General features: G+C 61.0%; 14 protein-coding genes and 1 tRNA gene. 7 read left to right on the top strand and 8 right to left on the bottom strand.

Annotated features, from left to right (window positions below; genetic code table 11):
* Window positions 1-53 precede the first annotated feature (53 nt).
* Entirely contained in the window at window positions 54-1,484 is a 1,431-nt protein-coding gene (locus RBB31_RS08035) for a trehalose-6-phosphate synthase (RefSeq protein WP_306128758.1), read from the top strand.
* Window positions 1,474-2,406, top strand: coding sequence for a glucokinase (locus RBB31_RS08030; protein ID WP_306128757.1), 933 nt, complete (start codon window positions 1,474-1,476; stop codon window positions 2,404-2,406). The genes RBB31_RS08035 and RBB31_RS08030 overlap by 11 nt, the downstream gene beginning before the upstream one ends.
* Before the next feature lie 82 nt (window positions 2,407-2,488).
* Here RBB31_RS08030 and RBB31_RS08025 read toward each other — a convergent pair whose 3' ends face one another.
* The gene (locus RBB31_RS08025) at window positions 2,489-3,310 is read right to left on the bottom strand and encodes a DUF305 domain-containing protein (protein ID WP_306128756.1); all 822 of its coding nucleotides are present in this window, start codon (window positions 3,308-3,310) and stop codon (window positions 2,489-2,491) included.
* A 337-nt stretch (window positions 3,311-3,647) separates the two neighbouring features.
* Here RBB31_RS08025 and RBB31_RS08020 point away from each other — a divergent pair, with 337 nt between their 5' ends.
* Together RBB31_RS08020 and RBB31_RS08015 are read left to right on the top strand one after the other, a co-directional pair.
* The gene (locus tag RBB31_RS08020) at window positions 3,648-4,556 is read left to right on the top strand and encodes a PRC-barrel domain-containing protein (RefSeq protein WP_306128755.1); all 909 of its coding nucleotides are present in this window, start codon (window positions 3,648-3,650) and stop codon (window positions 4,554-4,556) included.
* 186 nt (window positions 4,557-4,742) lie between these two features.
* Window positions 4,743-5,084 (top strand): DUF2853 family protein, encoded by a 342-nt coding sequence (locus tag RBB31_RS08015; RefSeq protein WP_306128754.1) that lies wholly within the window; start codon window positions 4,743-4,745, stop codon window positions 5,082-5,084.
* Window positions 5,085-5,159: 75 nt separating this feature from the next.
* On the opposite strand, the gene RBB31_RS08010 is transcribed toward RBB31_RS08015, so the two are convergent.
* The 5 genes from RBB31_RS08010 to RBB31_RS07990 form a co-directional block, all read right to left on the bottom strand.
* Window positions 5,160-5,702, bottom strand: a complete 543-nt coding sequence (locus tag RBB31_RS08010; RefSeq protein WP_306128753.1) for a hypothetical protein — start codon at window positions 5,700-5,702, stop codon at window positions 5,160-5,162.
* A 136-nt stretch (window positions 5,703-5,838) separates the two neighbouring features.
* The gene (locus RBB31_RS08005; RefSeq protein ID WP_306128752.1) at window positions 5,839-7,302 is read right to left on the bottom strand and encodes a cell wall metabolism sensor histidine kinase WalK; all 1,464 of its coding nucleotides are present in this window, start codon (window positions 7,300-7,302) and stop codon (window positions 5,839-5,841) included.
* Window positions 7,303-7,511: 209 nt separating this feature from the next.
* Window positions 7,512-8,201 carry a GNAT family N-acetyltransferase gene (locus tag RBB31_RS08000; protein ID WP_306128751.1) on the bottom strand — a complete coding sequence of 230 codons (690 nt, stop codon included), beginning with the start codon at window positions 8,199-8,201 and terminating at the stop codon, window positions 7,512-7,514.
* A gap of 24 nt (window positions 8,202-8,225) precedes the next feature.
* Window positions 8,226-8,960 (bottom strand): class I SAM-dependent methyltransferase, encoded by a 735-nt coding sequence (locus tag RBB31_RS07995; RefSeq protein WP_306128750.1) that lies wholly within the window; start codon window positions 8,958-8,960, stop codon window positions 8,226-8,228.
* A gap of 389 nt (window positions 8,961-9,349) precedes the next feature.
* Entirely contained in the window at window positions 9,350-9,508 is a 159-nt protein-coding gene (locus tag RBB31_RS07990; RefSeq protein ID WP_306128749.1) for a hypothetical protein, read from the bottom strand.
* A 299-nt stretch (window positions 9,509-9,807) separates the two neighbouring features.
* Here RBB31_RS07990 and RBB31_RS07985 point away from each other — a divergent pair, with 299 nt between their 5' ends.
* Complete coding sequence (locus RBB31_RS07985; protein ID WP_306128748.1) at window positions 9,808-10,794, top strand: response regulator; 987 nt, start codon at window positions 9,808-9,810, stop codon at window positions 10,792-10,794.
* A 401-nt stretch (window positions 10,795-11,195) separates the two neighbouring features.
* Here the strand turns inward: RBB31_RS07985 and RBB31_RS07980 are convergent.
* Window positions 11,196-11,282 (bottom strand) — tRNA-Leu (locus tag RBB31_RS07980).
* A gap of 148 nt (window positions 11,283-11,430) precedes the next feature.
* Between RBB31_RS07980 and RBB31_RS07975 the strand changes: the two genes are divergently transcribed.
* Both RBB31_RS07975 and RBB31_RS07970 read left to right on the top strand, forming a co-directional pair.
* Window positions 11,431-12,414 (top strand): complex I NDUFA9 subunit family protein, encoded by a 984-nt coding sequence (locus RBB31_RS07975; RefSeq protein WP_306128747.1) that lies wholly within the window; start codon window positions 11,431-11,433, stop codon window positions 12,412-12,414.
* Window positions 12,411-13,154, top strand: coding sequence for a hypothetical protein (locus RBB31_RS07970; RefSeq protein ID WP_306128746.1), 744 nt, complete (start codon window positions 12,411-12,413; stop codon window positions 13,152-13,154). The genes RBB31_RS07975 and RBB31_RS07970 overlap by 4 nt, the downstream gene beginning before the upstream one ends.
* Here the strand turns inward: RBB31_RS07970 and RBB31_RS07965 are convergent.
* Window positions 13,145-13,948, bottom strand: a complete 804-nt coding sequence (locus RBB31_RS07965) for an undecaprenyl-diphosphate phosphatase (protein WP_306128745.1) — start codon at window positions 13,946-13,948, stop codon at window positions 13,145-13,147. The two genes, RBB31_RS07970 and RBB31_RS07965, sit on opposite strands and share 10 nt — an antisense overlap.
* Window positions 13,949-14,035 lie beyond the last annotated feature (87 nt).

The following is a 14,035-nucleotide window of genomic DNA, read 5'->3' as shown; positions in this document are numbered from 1 at the left end:
AGTTATTTCCACGTCGCTTCGAACCAACGAACAGCCAGAAAAGCGCGTGCGTAATGCCCGGAAGATTGATTGTCGTTTCCAACAGGATACCCACCGGCGGTGCAACGGCCGGCGGTCTCGCTGTCGCGCTTCATGACGGGCTGGCGGAGAACGGCGGCATCTGGATCGGCGCACATCCAGAACCCGGCCCCGAAGAGGGCCTTTTCGAGATTGGCAGCGATCCCTACATGCGCCTCGCCTTCCGCTTGAGTCCCGAGGACTACAGCAACTATTACCTCGGTTTCTCCAACTCCGTGCTCTGGCCCTTGTGTCATCGCCGAAGCGACCTCGTCGATCTGCGCCCGGAATTCTACGACCAATATCTCGCCCTCAACGAACGGCTGGCGGATATGATCGCAGAGGTCGCGCGCCCCGATGACGATATCTGGGTGCACGATTATCACCTTCTTCCGATCGCACACGCCCTGCGCGCGCGCGGCGTGTCCTGCAAGATCGGCTACTTCCTGCACATTCCGTTTCCCGCGCTGGGCGACATGTCGGTCCTGCCTGATCCCGGGATGATCGCCGCGTGGCTGGCCGCCTACGATCTTGTCGGGCTGCAAACCCGTGCCGATACCGCCCGCTGCCTCGAGATGTTCCGCGCCGACCCGCGCGCAGAGCCTTTCGCGGACGGTTCCATCAAATTCGAAGAACGCCTGGTGCGCGTGCGGTCCTTTCCCATCGGCATCGCCGTCGACGAATTTCGCCAGATGGCCGCGGACGACGGCACGGCGCCCTTCGGCTCGGAACAGCCCGAGGAATTCGTCATCGGCGTCGACCGCCTTGACTACAGCAAGGGGTTGCCCAACCGCTTTCGCGCCTTCGGCGAGTATCTTGAACATCATGCCAAGGGCCGCCGCCCGTGCCTGCTTCAGGTCGCCCCGCCGTCGCGCGAGGTGGTCGAGGCCTACCGCCAGATCACCGAGGAACTCGAAGAGCTGTCGGGCCGCATCAACGGGCGCTATGCCCAGCTTGACTGGACCCCGATTCGCTACATCCACCGCTCCATTGATCGGGGCCGCCTCGCGATGCTGCACCGCCAGGCCAGCGCGTGTCTCGTGACCTCCCTTGCCGACGGCATGAACCTTGTCGCCAAGGAATTCGTCGCGGCGCAAAAGCCGGAGGATCCGGGCGTACTGATCCTGTCGCGCTTCGCCGGCGCCGCCGAGGACATGCCCGAGGCGCTGCTGGTCAACCCCTACGATGTCGGCGAAATGGCATCCGCGATCGACGCCGCCCTGAACATGCCCCTCGAGGAACGGCAGCGGCGTCACCAGTCCTGCCTTCGCGCGGTAGAGAACTCCGACATATCCCTCTGGACGTCGCAGTTCCTGCAGGCACTGGCGCGCTGCCCGGGCACGATAACCATGTCCGCGCGCTCAACGCAAAAACGCCGCGAAAGCATCGCGGACACAACGGGAGTTGAAAGTTCGATTGGAACCTGAGCGCCTGGTTGCGGATATCGGCGGCACCAACGCCCGTATCGGCCTCGCCGCCAATGGCTCGGTGCGCGCCGACACAGTCCGCACTTATCGTAACGCTGATTTCTCGTCCCTGGAGGCCCTGCTGAAAGCCTATTGCGGGGACCGGCAAGATATCCCTCACGATGCCGCCCTTGCCGCAGCCGGGCCCAAGTCCGGCGACGCGATCCGGCTGACCAACCGCGACTGGACCATCCTGCCGCGCACGCTGCGCGACGCTTTGGGCTTTCGCCGTGTCGGCCTTGTCAACGATCTCGAGGCGCTGGGCCTGTCCCTGCCCCAGATCGCGGCGCATTCCGCCACCATCTACCACGGCCGGGAGGACGGGCCGCAATCCCTCGTGGTCGGCATCGGAACCGGATTCAACGTGTGTCCGGCGCTAAGGCTCTCCACCGGCGCCTCCGTCACCTTGAGCAGTGAAACCGGACATGCCTCATTGCCTTCGGACATCGCGGCCCTCGTCGCGCCCTTCGGCGTACAGGCGAGGGTGTTCGAGGACATTTTTTCCGGCAGCGGTTTTCTCGCGCTCTTCCGCGCCACCTCGGGGATCGACGTCACCGATCCGAATGCAGCCAACCGCCTGATGTCCGAGGAGGCAAAGGCCACCTCCCGGTTCGAGCGTCTTTACGGGGCCTGCCTTGCGCGTCTGGTCCGTCATCTCACCTCCTGCTTTCTTCCCACGGGCGGCATCTACTTTGCCGGGAGCGTCGCGCGCTCGGCGCTGCGCGCTTCTTTCACCGTCGAGGAACTGCGCGCGCTGCGCGGTCCAAGCGTATTGGGCGAAGACTGGATTCCGGCCATACGGCTTGTCGAGGACGACGAGGCCGCGCTGACAGGCCTCGCGCAACTTTCGCTGAGCGAAAGCGACGCCGTCACCAGGAATTGAGTCCCCGGATCCACGTTTGAACACAGCCCGGTCGCCGAGCCGCCGGTTTTGCCAAAGGTTCGAACCAGGACCCCGATCACATTCAGCAGGACCAGAAACCGCCGTATGCGACCCTCGGCCCCGGGTCGAGGGTGAAGGTCAGCCGATCGTCAAAGCGCCATGCGTCCACCGAATCGATGGCAATCTCGAGCCCCTCGGTGGCGAAGTTCGCGCCCCCTTGGCCGCCATCCAGGGACAGGATGACGCCGTTCAACAGCACCGTTGCCTCGCTCCCCTCCTCATTGGCCACCAGGATTGGTTCTTCGGTGCGGGTGCGGCGAAAGGAGCAGGGTTGACCGGCGGTAACAGCCTCGCCGGAGAGCGGGGCGAGATCGAATTCGGCCAGCAGGGTCGTATTCAGCGCGTCCGAGAGCGTGCCGCGCTCTGGCGCCGGATCTTCGTAGACCTCTCGCACGACCTCGCCCGCTTCAAGATCGTCGATCAGGGCGCGCATTTCGGCAATCTCCTGTTTCTGGGCGCCAGAAATGGCCTGCGCGAGCTTGGCAACGCGGGCGTCTTCTATTCCGGCCCGCTCCGAGGTCATGATGGCGATGGAGTGATGGGGGATCATCGCCCGCATGTAGCTTTCGCCACTCACCGTGGTCTGGCTGCGGACCAGCCAGAGCGAGAGGCCGAATACCGCGATGCTGCCTGCCAGGATGCCGATGTTGAGGGCGCGGCTGGGATACATGGAGGCCATGAAACCCATCATCACGAAGGCCATGGTCGCCCCCATGAGAATCGCCATGTACAGGCGTGTTTCACTGAAGAAGACATGCTCGAAAGCATATGTGTTCAGGTACATCAGTACGAACATCACTACGGTGGAGGTCAGGATCATCAGGGCGAAACGAGTATATGTCATGGTTGCTCCAATCTTACGTGACTCAACGCGGGCGCGGGGCGGATGTGTTCCTGAAGAAGCCTGCCGCACCGTGTAGGAGGTCGTCTGTCTTGAGAGCCGGGTGCACCAAAGGCGCTCCAGTATCAAACGCTGGGCGAAACAGGACAGGTCACTGGCCAAAAAGCGATAATCACGACATTTGGGACGGTTTCGCCCTGAAACAAAGGGCCATCGCACACCGCCGGTGTCGGCAATAAAATGCCGCCCCGCAAATCGCCCTCCGGCATTTTCGATTCAGCAGGGAACTAACCTCGGGCGGCTGATGTTAAGGCGACATAACGCAAAGGAGGAAGATCCAATGTATAAGACACTGACCACTTCTGTTGCCGCCATCGCCCTGATGGCCGGTGCCACGTTCGCTCAGTCGGACAGCACCGCTTCCGAAGAGCTCAACCAGGCTGCCGACGAACTGGAGCAAGCGGCCGATGAGCTGGAATCCACTGGCGAATCCACTGCCCAGGCGACCGAGGACACGGCCGAAAGCGCCGCTGACTCTGTCGAGCAAACAGCTGAGGATGCCACCGACACGGCCGAAGACGCGACCGACGACGTTGCACAGTCTGCCGAAGGTACCGCAGATGACATGACGGACGAAAACGTCGCGGCCGAAGCCGAAGCGGAGACCGATGTCGACCCCGGTACGCTGACCGCCGACACCGAAACCGACGCCGAGACGTCGGATGAGAACATGGCCGCCGACACCGAAACCGACACTGAAATGTCGGACGAGAACATGGCCGCCGACACCGAAACCGACACTGAAATGTCGGACGAGAACATGGCTGCCGACACCGAAACCGACACCGAGACGTCGGACGAAAACATGGCCGCCGACACCGAAATGGGTGCCGATGACGGTAACGCAGTCACCAGCACCGAAGGCGGCATGAGCTCGTCCTTCAGCGGTATGCTGGTCGGAGACATCCTGGGCCAGAACGTCACCACCCAAGCCGGTGAAGACGTCGGCGAGATCGACTATATCGTGCGCCAAGGCGAAGACCTTGCAGCCGTGATCGGCATCGGTGGCTTCCTTGGGTTGGGCGAATACACCGTCGCCATCCCGCTGGAAGAGTTCTCGATGGCCGCCGAAGGTGAAGGCCTCATGCTCAGCTCCTGGACCGAAGAAGAGCTGAAGGCACAGCCGGAATTCGACGAAACCGGTGTCGAGGGGCTGGAAGACGACGTGCCGCTCGACAACGCGATGTAAACGGTACTGCATTTGTACGCAGGCATTCGGGCGTCCCCTCGTGGGGCGCCCTTTGTCATGCGCGCAGGGGAAACCCGGCGAAAATTCCCTTTGTCAGCTTCCCGTCTGTGGGTATCCTGCCTCTGGCCCTGGGCCGGTATTGAAAACAAGACCCGGCGACACGCCGGGACACGTGGGAGACTTTTCATGGGACGTCGTGATGAATTGATCGCGAAATATGCGGATGAGCTCAAGACAAAGTGCGGGATGACCCCCGACATGGATCTTCTGACCAAGGTGACCGTGGGCTGCGGGCCGGCGATCTACAACGCCGATGCCTCGACCATCGCGGCAGGCCAGGAACACGAGCTTGAAACGGTCAAGGACAATTTCCTGGTCAAGAAACTGGGTCTTGCCGACGGTCCGCAACTGATGGACGCGATCAATCAGGTCATCGAGACCTATGGCAAGTCCGAGCGCAACAAGTACCGCGCCGTGATCTATTACATGCTGACCAAGCATTTCGGCAAGGAGTCGGCCTACGGCTGATCCTGGCCGAAGAAGCGCGCGGCGCCCGCCCGTAAGGCGGGCGTTTTGCGGTTCGGGCTCACGATGGACGCGCCCCTAGCGAGAGACGCCTTCCGCCTTGCCGGAGCGTTTCGGCACCGATCTCACCACCACCCGTGCGGCCGGCCCGCGCGTGCCGTCCGGTGCCACCAGGCGCAGGTCGAATGCGGCGTCGATCGGCTTGTGCTGCGGCGGCGGGCCTTCGTACCAGGCGTTGCCGAGTTCCAGCGTATCCGCCCCCGCCTCACTGGGCATCACGGGCCCTTTGGGAAAGACGTGATCATGGAACCTCCCCTCGGCCAGGGTGATCTCGGTTCCGACCTGCCCCAAGGTGTAGGGCGCGCCGGGCGGCAAAGCAATTTCGACATTGATATAGCCCATCCCGCCACACATCGACGACTCCCCCGGCGCGCCGCGCGCCAAAGAGGTCTTGCGGATGACCGGCTTCGTCCGGGCGACAAACGCGGCGATGTCGCCCGCCTCGGCATCCCCTGGTCGCGGCTCGTAGGCGGTGTAGAAAATCGCCGGCGGTTCGCAGGCGAAGGCAAGCGTGGGGGCCAGTGCAACAAGGCACGCGGCAAGGCAGTGACGTGGCGCCATGATTCCTTCCTCCTGCGCAGATGTCAGAGCGCAGAATAGCACGCCCTGTTTCCATCGGTCGTGCCTATGATGCAAAGGGTTCAATACTGCGCAGGCGCAGCGAATCGGAGCGAGAAGGCCCTGAACCGAAAGCGACTTAGCTCGCTTTCCGACTTTTCAAAGCCACTTCGGCTGATGCGCGCATGTCACTGTAAGGAATTCGGGTCGTGTTTTTGGCCACTGTGCCGTCTTCATCCGCGTCTTCGATCCGGTCGAATTCCACATAAAAGGTAGACCCGACACCGAGCGCGCTGACATATCCGATCCTTGCGTCGTGATGCTCGACGATCTGCTTGGTGATGTTGAGGCCGAGTCCGGTGCCGCCGACCTTCCGCACGTCGGAGGAATCGACTTGGCTGAACTTGCCGAAAACGCGTTCCTCGGCGTTTTCGGGGATACCCATGCCCTTGTCCTCGACGGAGATGCGAACACGGCTTCCCACGTTTTCGACGCGCACCTTCACGACACCGTTCTCCTTGGAGAACTTCAGGGCGTTGGACAAAAGATTGTTCATGACCTGAATCAGACGTTTCTGATCTCCCGAGATCACACACTCGTCCTCGCAGGTGTGTAGTTCGACGCCGATCCCGAGCATGTCGGCATAACCCGAGATGGAGTCCACGGCCTCTTTGGCAAGGTCGTTCCCGCAGAGCGGCTGCATCTGGAAGTCGATCTCGCCTGCTTCGATCTTTTGCAGGTCTAGCAGATCGTCGATCAGGTTGGCGAGCCGGCGACTGTTCTTGGCTGCGATGTCGATGACCGGCTTGAAGTTCTGAGGCATCTCTCCAAGCACGCCGTTCTTGACCAGCTCGAGCGACCCGATGATCGAGGTAAGCGGCGTGCGCAATTCATGGCTGACCGTGGACAAGAACTGTGACTTGACCTCCAGGGCCGCCTTGGTCCGCTCGTGCTCTTCCTCCATCAGCCTCATCTGTTCCAGCCGGTCCTGGTAGCCGCGGTAGAACTTGGCGGAGATGTCCACGATGAAGTAGAGCACGAACATGATCGTGAAGAACTGCAGCCAGATCGGGGAGGTGATCGGCGGCAAGTAACGCACGACGTCCAGAAACGCGATGAACATGAACGTGACGCTGTAGATCGACAGGCGCAGGATCAGGATGCCGATCATCTGGCTGTTGTACATCGCCGCAAATAGCGAGGCCGAAAACAGGAAGAACAGCGATGTGAACTGGCCGCCCGTGGTCTGCTGAAAGGCTATGTTGGCGATGAAGACACTGATCGCCAGGGCGCTGATGGCGGTGTTGATGGCGATGCGTTTCAGCAGTTTACGGCCGAATACGGGATCTTCTCCGTCCCAGGCCTTGGCATGCACTCCGAGGATCTGATCGAGCATCTCCGTCAGCACGACAACCCCGTAACACGCGAAGATCGAGACCGGGTCGAAGTAGAATGCCGCCAGGACGGCAGCCGCGAAGAAGCTTGCCTGCCGTTGCCAGATCAACTGGTTGGACAGGACCATGTAGTCCTTGATCCTTTGTTCGCGGCCTTGCGAGGCAAACCAGTCTCCCGGTGCCGACCAAGTCCTCAATAGCGTTCTCATATCTGCCTCGTCGCTACAGAAGTTGGCTCACCCTACGAACCCTATTTGTTTAAATTCTGCCGTTAATCGGGCAGAAAGCGGTATTTCGTCGAACAATCCAAGGCAGAAAGGCTTGTGCGCGCGTTTTGTCATGCGTTTATTTCGTGCAATTGACGCCCAAATCCGGCCGCAATGTGCCGCATTGCATGGTCCGCCTTCGTGGCCGAATGTCACGCAGCCTCGGAACTGCCCGATTTGGAGGGCGCATACACGTCCGAAAGCGACGGGAAATCTATACTCGCATCCGGAAAATCCTCCAGCGGGCCGAAGACCGGCGTCCGGTCCAGTACCCTTTCGCGCTGCTGCTGGAAGTTGGCGGTCAAAAGCTGGATCGGCTTGGTCAGGCCGGGATATGTGCGCGGCTCCAGCGCCGGTTCGTACGCCAGGTAACGACGATAGAACGCCGTATGCTCGGCGCGTACCGGGGCCAGGGCCAGGTCGATGTCATAGAAGATCGACGCCAGAAACGGGATGCGCAACGTCAGAAAGTTCAACGGTATCCGTTGCCGTCTTGCAGACGCAGAGATAACAAAGCGGGTCGGATCGAGTATGGTTTTACCCGCCTTGAGCTGATCCAGAAGTTCCGGAAATACCTCGACGGTCGGTGATTGCCAGCAAAGCTTTGACAGAAGATGCAGCCGGACCGCCGCTTGTATCCTGCCCTCCATCCGCACCGCGACATGCAGGCAGTTCGCCGTTTCGTCGAACGCGTCGGTCATTCTCTTGTCCGCCCTCGCCGGCACGGCGCCTTCGGCGCGGTAGCACGCGTATCTCAGGCGATAGAGCTCTTCCAGATCGTCGTCATCCGTCAGAACGGAGTAACGCGCCTTTCTGAGAGCTTCTATGACGTGTTCGTTCATTAACTGTCCTTCAAACCTGCGGTGTCAGGGCGTCGCGCGACACACCAGAAGGTCGCTGTAGCCGCGATACACGGATCGCTGATCGAGAATGTCAAAGCCGGCCGCCGTGACGGCCGCCGCGATTTCCTCCGCGGAGTGTGTCCAGTACGTGCCGTCCTGCTGCGCCTCGAATATTGCCTTGTTCTGCTTGGCGATCTGCCGGCCCTGCCAGAAGATCATGAGTGCACCGAACAGGCCATGTTCCTGCCGGATTCTGGAAAAGAGAAACCTGCGCCAGTCCTGAACGTCCATCGGACGGCCAAGATCGACGAGATAGAGCAGCCCACCGCGACGCAGCATCCTGCGCATGTCGGCCAGCCGTTGATGCGGGTCCGGCATGGCATAAAGCGAATGCACGCTGATAAGGAGATCGGCCTCTTCCGGCACTTCGGCATTCTCCAGACCGACATTCTGGTACGTGACGTTCTTTCGAGCGGACAGTTTGGCCTTTGCGGCCTGCATCATTCCGGGGTCGGGTTCCACGAGGCAGACACTGCTCTCAGGGCACAGGCGGGCCGCGATCTCGGTGTAGTTTCCGGTTCCGCCTCCGACATCGTAGATGATCTTGGGCGCGTCGATCTCTGCCAGGAACTCTTCGAACTCCCGCATCAACGCCTTATACTCTGGGTTGTGCCTCGACAGCAGGTCGTAGGCCGTCGCATAGGCGCTCCAGTCAGCGTTCGACGCGTAACCGGTGCCGTTTGTTTCAACAAGACTCACGGCGAACACGTCCTTCTGAAAGAGGTTGCGACGGCATGTGCACATCCGCCAAATGAGGTGCGAAACCAATCGCAGGCCGATAAAATCATTAGTAAATTTTTAGTATTTCAGACCGACATTGCAAGCCACAAGGGCAACAAAGGGTTGATTCAACACCCATTGTTTCTGCTGACGGTTAGTTTTGATGCAAATCGGCCACAACTTCTGCCTGGATCGGGGCTCGTTATCGGCCGCAGGCCGCATGTAACGAGGGATGTGCGGCGATCGGAAGTGGTGATCAACCTTTTGGTGCATTATTGGTCGATGGACCGTCAGGCATTGATGCGGCGGAACCGTCCAGGACCGAACTGTGGCCAGGTTAAGGCAGCTACCACAAAACGGAAGTAAAATTATCCCGGTTTCGACAAAAAACGACCGAAATCCTCGCCGACAAGACCCCTGAAGCGCTGGAGCGCAATGGTCTTGGAGTTGTGATGTTCGTAATGCCGTATACTGACGGCCCGGTCGTTCTGGACCTGGTTGCACATTTTCTGGGCGTCGCGGAGCATGACAACATCAATGCTGCCCCGTCCGGGTATCAAGCGCGCCATGGCGGATCCTCGATCGCCCCAACCGGCACTCCGTACCGGCCGCAATCGATGACCATCCCGGACCGCTGGCGTGCGTCATGCGCTGCGCCGCACCGGGCGTTTGCGGGCCCGGAGCCCGCCACATTGACGTCCTATAACCTTAAAAATCACCTTAAAGTTGTCTTAATTTAGCCGATTTCCAAGGTTTAACTATTAACGAGATGGTTAGGGGTGCATCCGTCAGCAAAAGGGCCCTGAACCGTCACCTGTCAGGAGCCATGGAAATGCATCTACTTGCCGTAGACGACGAACCAACAATCCTCGAGCTGCTTCAGCTGATCATCCAGACCCTGGGTGACCATACCGTGATTACGGCAGCGTCTGTTGCCGAGGCTCTGGAGATACTGGAGAAGCCCGAGACGCCGGCGATCGATTGTTTCCTTATCGATATCCAGATGCCGGATACCGACGGGATCTCGCTTTGCGAGACGCTTCGCTTGCGCCCCGAGTACCAGCTGACGCCCATCCTGATGCTTACCGCGATGACCGACAAGTCCTACATCGACAGGGCCTTCCTCGCCGGCGCCAGCGACTATATCACCAAACCGTTCGACATCGACAACCTGCGCGGCCGCATCCAGCTGATCGACGACCTGTCCAGGAACAGCCGCCAAACCGTCATCAGCGCCAAGTCCAGCGCGAGCCCGGTCAAGACGGAAGCCACGACGCTGGCGCTGCATGACCCGATTTTCGTTCAGGACGTCGAGGGGTGCATCACCTATCTCGCGCTGGAGAACTACGTTTCGCTGATGTCGCGGAAAAAGCTCTTCGGATCGTCCATCATCGGATTCACCATCCGGGATATCGAGGAACTGCACAGGAAATCCACTCGATACGAATACGAGTGCATCGTCACCGACGTGGCCGAGGCAATTTCGATCGCCCTGGAAGAGTACGGCGCGCTGATTTCCTATGCCGGGAACGGCACCTATCTCTGTGTTTTGGAATGCGGAACGCAATTGAGGCCGGACGCGCTTGCGGATCAGGTGAACATGACCCTGCGCGGGATGGAGCTTTATTCCAACGACGGTACGCCGATCAGTGCCTTCGTGTCGGCCGGCGAACAGGTTCGCCTGGTATGGAAGTCCGGCCAGAGTGCGGTGGACGCGCTGGCAACGGCCCACGAAAGCGCAGAGCGCGAAAGCGGGCGCCACGCACGGAACCTGGAAGATTTCTGGTACGACAAACGCAGCATGAACATCTAGGAGAGCCCGGCCTGGCGTAGCCCCTTGAAGGGGCCCGCCCCGTCCGTGGCTGCTCGGATTTGCCCTAGCGCCTTCATGAGCGACAGGAGTGGCCTTGCGCGTGCCCAAGGTCGAATTGCAGCGAAGGGCTCAATTCGGTGTCGTGGCTTCCGGACAATGTGCGGAGGTGCAAATCCGACATGCGCGTGTCTTTTTTTGCCCAGCATAGAATCGCGACACCTGCGATGTGTAGCGAGTTCTTACAGCAAACATTTGAGGATGCGCGCGGCGACCGCCGAGGCCCGGCGGTTGCCGCAATTCGCGCTCTGCGAGATGGCTGCGCCAGACTGAACCACGCTCGCTCGCCTGCTAGGTGCAAGCCACTCAAGTCAATGGCTAATCTGGATTTTACAGAAGTTTGATGGTGCCCAGGAGAGGACTCGAACCTCCACGTCCATACGGACACTAGCACCTGAAGCTAGCGCGTCTACCAATTCCGCCACCTGGGCAGGTGTCGTGGAGGGGCATTTAGACATGACGCCTCACCATGTCAACGAGGATTCGTGCGGATAATTCGCAATGGGCAATTCGCCTTGTCGATTTCGCCCATCACGTCTAGTAGAAAGGAACCCAAAGGCGCAGACGGGAGCACCAATCATGTCCAGGCTTGTCACCATTTACGGCGGATCGGGGTTTGTCGGCCGGTATATCGCGCGGCGGATGGCGCAAAAGGGCTGGCGCGTGCGGGTCGCTGTGCGCCGCCCGCACGAGGCGATCTTCGTGAAACCCTATGGCGTGGTGGGACAGGTCGCGCCCGTGGCCTGCAACATCCGTGACGACGCCAGCGTGCGCTCGGTGATGCACGGCGCGGATGCGGTGATCAACTGCGTCGGCACGTTCGAGCGGCGCGGCAAGAACAATTTCGACGCCATCCAGGTGGACGGAGCGCGCCGCGTGGCGAATTTGGCGGCCGAGATGGGCGTCGACCGCATGGTGCAGATCTCGGCCATCGGCGCCGACACGGAGTCCCCCAGCATCTACGGCCAGACCAAGGCGAAGGGTGAAGAGGCCGTACTGGAGCATATGCCCGGCGCCGTGATCCTGCGCCCGTCGGTGATCTTTGGGCACGAGGACAATTTCTTCAACCGGTTCGCGGGCATGACCAAGTTCTCGCCGGTGCTGCCCGTCGTGGGGGGCAGCACCAAATTCCAGCCGGTCTATGTCGACAACGTCGCCGAGGCCGCGGTGATGGGCGCCACGGGCGAGGCCGCGCCCGGCATCTACGAGTTGGGCGGGCCGGACGTGCACACCTTCCGCGAGCTGATGCAGCAGATGCTGGAAGTGATCCGCCGCCGTCGCCTGATCATGAACATCCCCTTCGCGGTTGCGCGGCCCCTGGGGGCGGTGATGGACGGGGTCCAGTTTCTCAGCGGCGGGCTGATCCCGGCGCAGATCACGCGTGACCAGGTCGCCAGCCTTGGGCGGGACAATGTCGCCTCCGACGATGCCAGGGGTTTCGCCGCGCTGGGCATCCGGCCCACGGCGATGGAAGCCGTTCTGCCCGACTATCTGTGGCGCTTCCGCCCGTCGGGCCAGTATTCCGACATCAAGGAGTCGGCGCGCAACCTGCGCGAGGGATGATCCCCCGCGCGATCTGTGCCGCGCTGATCGTTTTGCTGGGGACGCTTGGTGCCGCTGCGCAACCGATCCCCGAAAAGCAGGCGCAGCTGTTTCTCGAATTCGCGCGCGACGTGTCGGGCGACGACCCGCAGGTCATGGATACCGCGCAGCGTCTGATCGAAACGCCGCCCACCACGCGCGAAGCCATTGGTTATTACGGTCTTGAGAACGCCCCGGCGGCAGAGCGCACGCTGCGCGGGATTATCAGCCTGCTGGACGCTCGCGGTCACATCCTCGGGTTCGAGGACAAGTATATCAACGAGATGCCGCTGGTGCTGGAACAGCAAGGCCTGGCCGATTTCGCAGGCGACCCGCAAAGGGATATCATGACCCTGTTTCCCGGCGAGATAGACCCTGAAACCGGGCCAACTGCCGATCAATGGCGCGCCTTCCGCAAGGGCTTTGGCGGGCATGTCCTCGCGATCGAGGGGGCGATGGCGCGCAAGGGGCATGTGCTCCTGTCGCTGGATCTGCCGCTGGGCGACACGTTGCACCTGTGGTGCGCCTCGCCCGCGATGGCAGAGAAATGGCGCGGACAAATTCTGTATTTCGGAAGAAATACGCTCGACGGTTCGTCCTTCACCACCTTCTCCACCGTGACCGTCGCCGTGACAGATCCGGCCTGGAACGACTACTGGGGCTTTCTGACCTATGCGCTGTTCATCCCCGAGCGTTTCAGTGACCTGCCGGATTACGAATAAGCCACGACCAGCAGCACGACACCCAAAACGATCCGGTAGACCACGTAAGGCGTGAACGACACGCTGCGCAACAGCCGCATCATCAGGGTCAGCGCCAGCAGCGCCGAGACAAAGGCGAACGCGGCGGCAATGGCGCTGTCGCGGATCAGTGCGGTATTCGCGGTGAAGATCGCCTCGCCCCCCAGGAACACGCCGCTTTCGATGATCACCGGGATCGACATCAGCATCGACAGCCGCGCAGCGTCGGACCGGCCGTAGCCCATGAACCGCGCGCCGGTGATGGTGATGCCGGATCGCGACGTGCCGGGGATCAGCGCGATGGCCTGCCAGACCCCCATAACCATCGCGTCACGCAGCGACCAGTCAGCGGCCTTGCGCGTCGCCTCGCCAGCCTGGTCCGCCCAATAAAGGACGATGCCGAAAACCAGCATCGTCCAGCCGATCACGGCGATCGACCGCATGTCCTCGTCCAGCCCCGTCATTTTCAAGAGCAAGCCGAACGCCACCACAGGGATCGACGACACGATCAGCAGGAAAGCCAGTCTCGCGCCGTCAGTGTCGATCCGCCCCGTCAGGGCGCGGGGCAGGCCCGACAGCGCCAGCTTCACGTCCGACCAGAAATACAGGATCACCGCGAAAAGCGTGCCCACATGCACCGCCACGTCGATCGCCTGTCCCTGGTCCTCGAGCCCGGTCAGGCCCGGCAGAAGGATCAGGTGGCCCGAGGACGACACCGGCAGGAACTCGGTAATCCCCTGGATCACCGCGACCAGGATGAGATGGAAAAGTGGCATATGCGCTGCTCTGCTCTTTTTAACCAGCTATACCGCATGGCCCTACGGAAGAAAGAGAGCATTTAAGTCCGAATCGGACTCAAGTTT

The sequence above is a fragment of the Roseovarius sp. MMSF_3350 genome, from assembly GCF_030733425.1.
In the GTDB taxonomy this organism is placed as follows: domain Bacteria; phylum Pseudomonadota; class Alphaproteobacteria; order Rhodobacterales; family Rhodobacteraceae; genus Roseovarius.
Note: the sequence above shows the minus strand (reverse complement) of the source record. Positions and strands in the feature narration are given on the sequence as shown.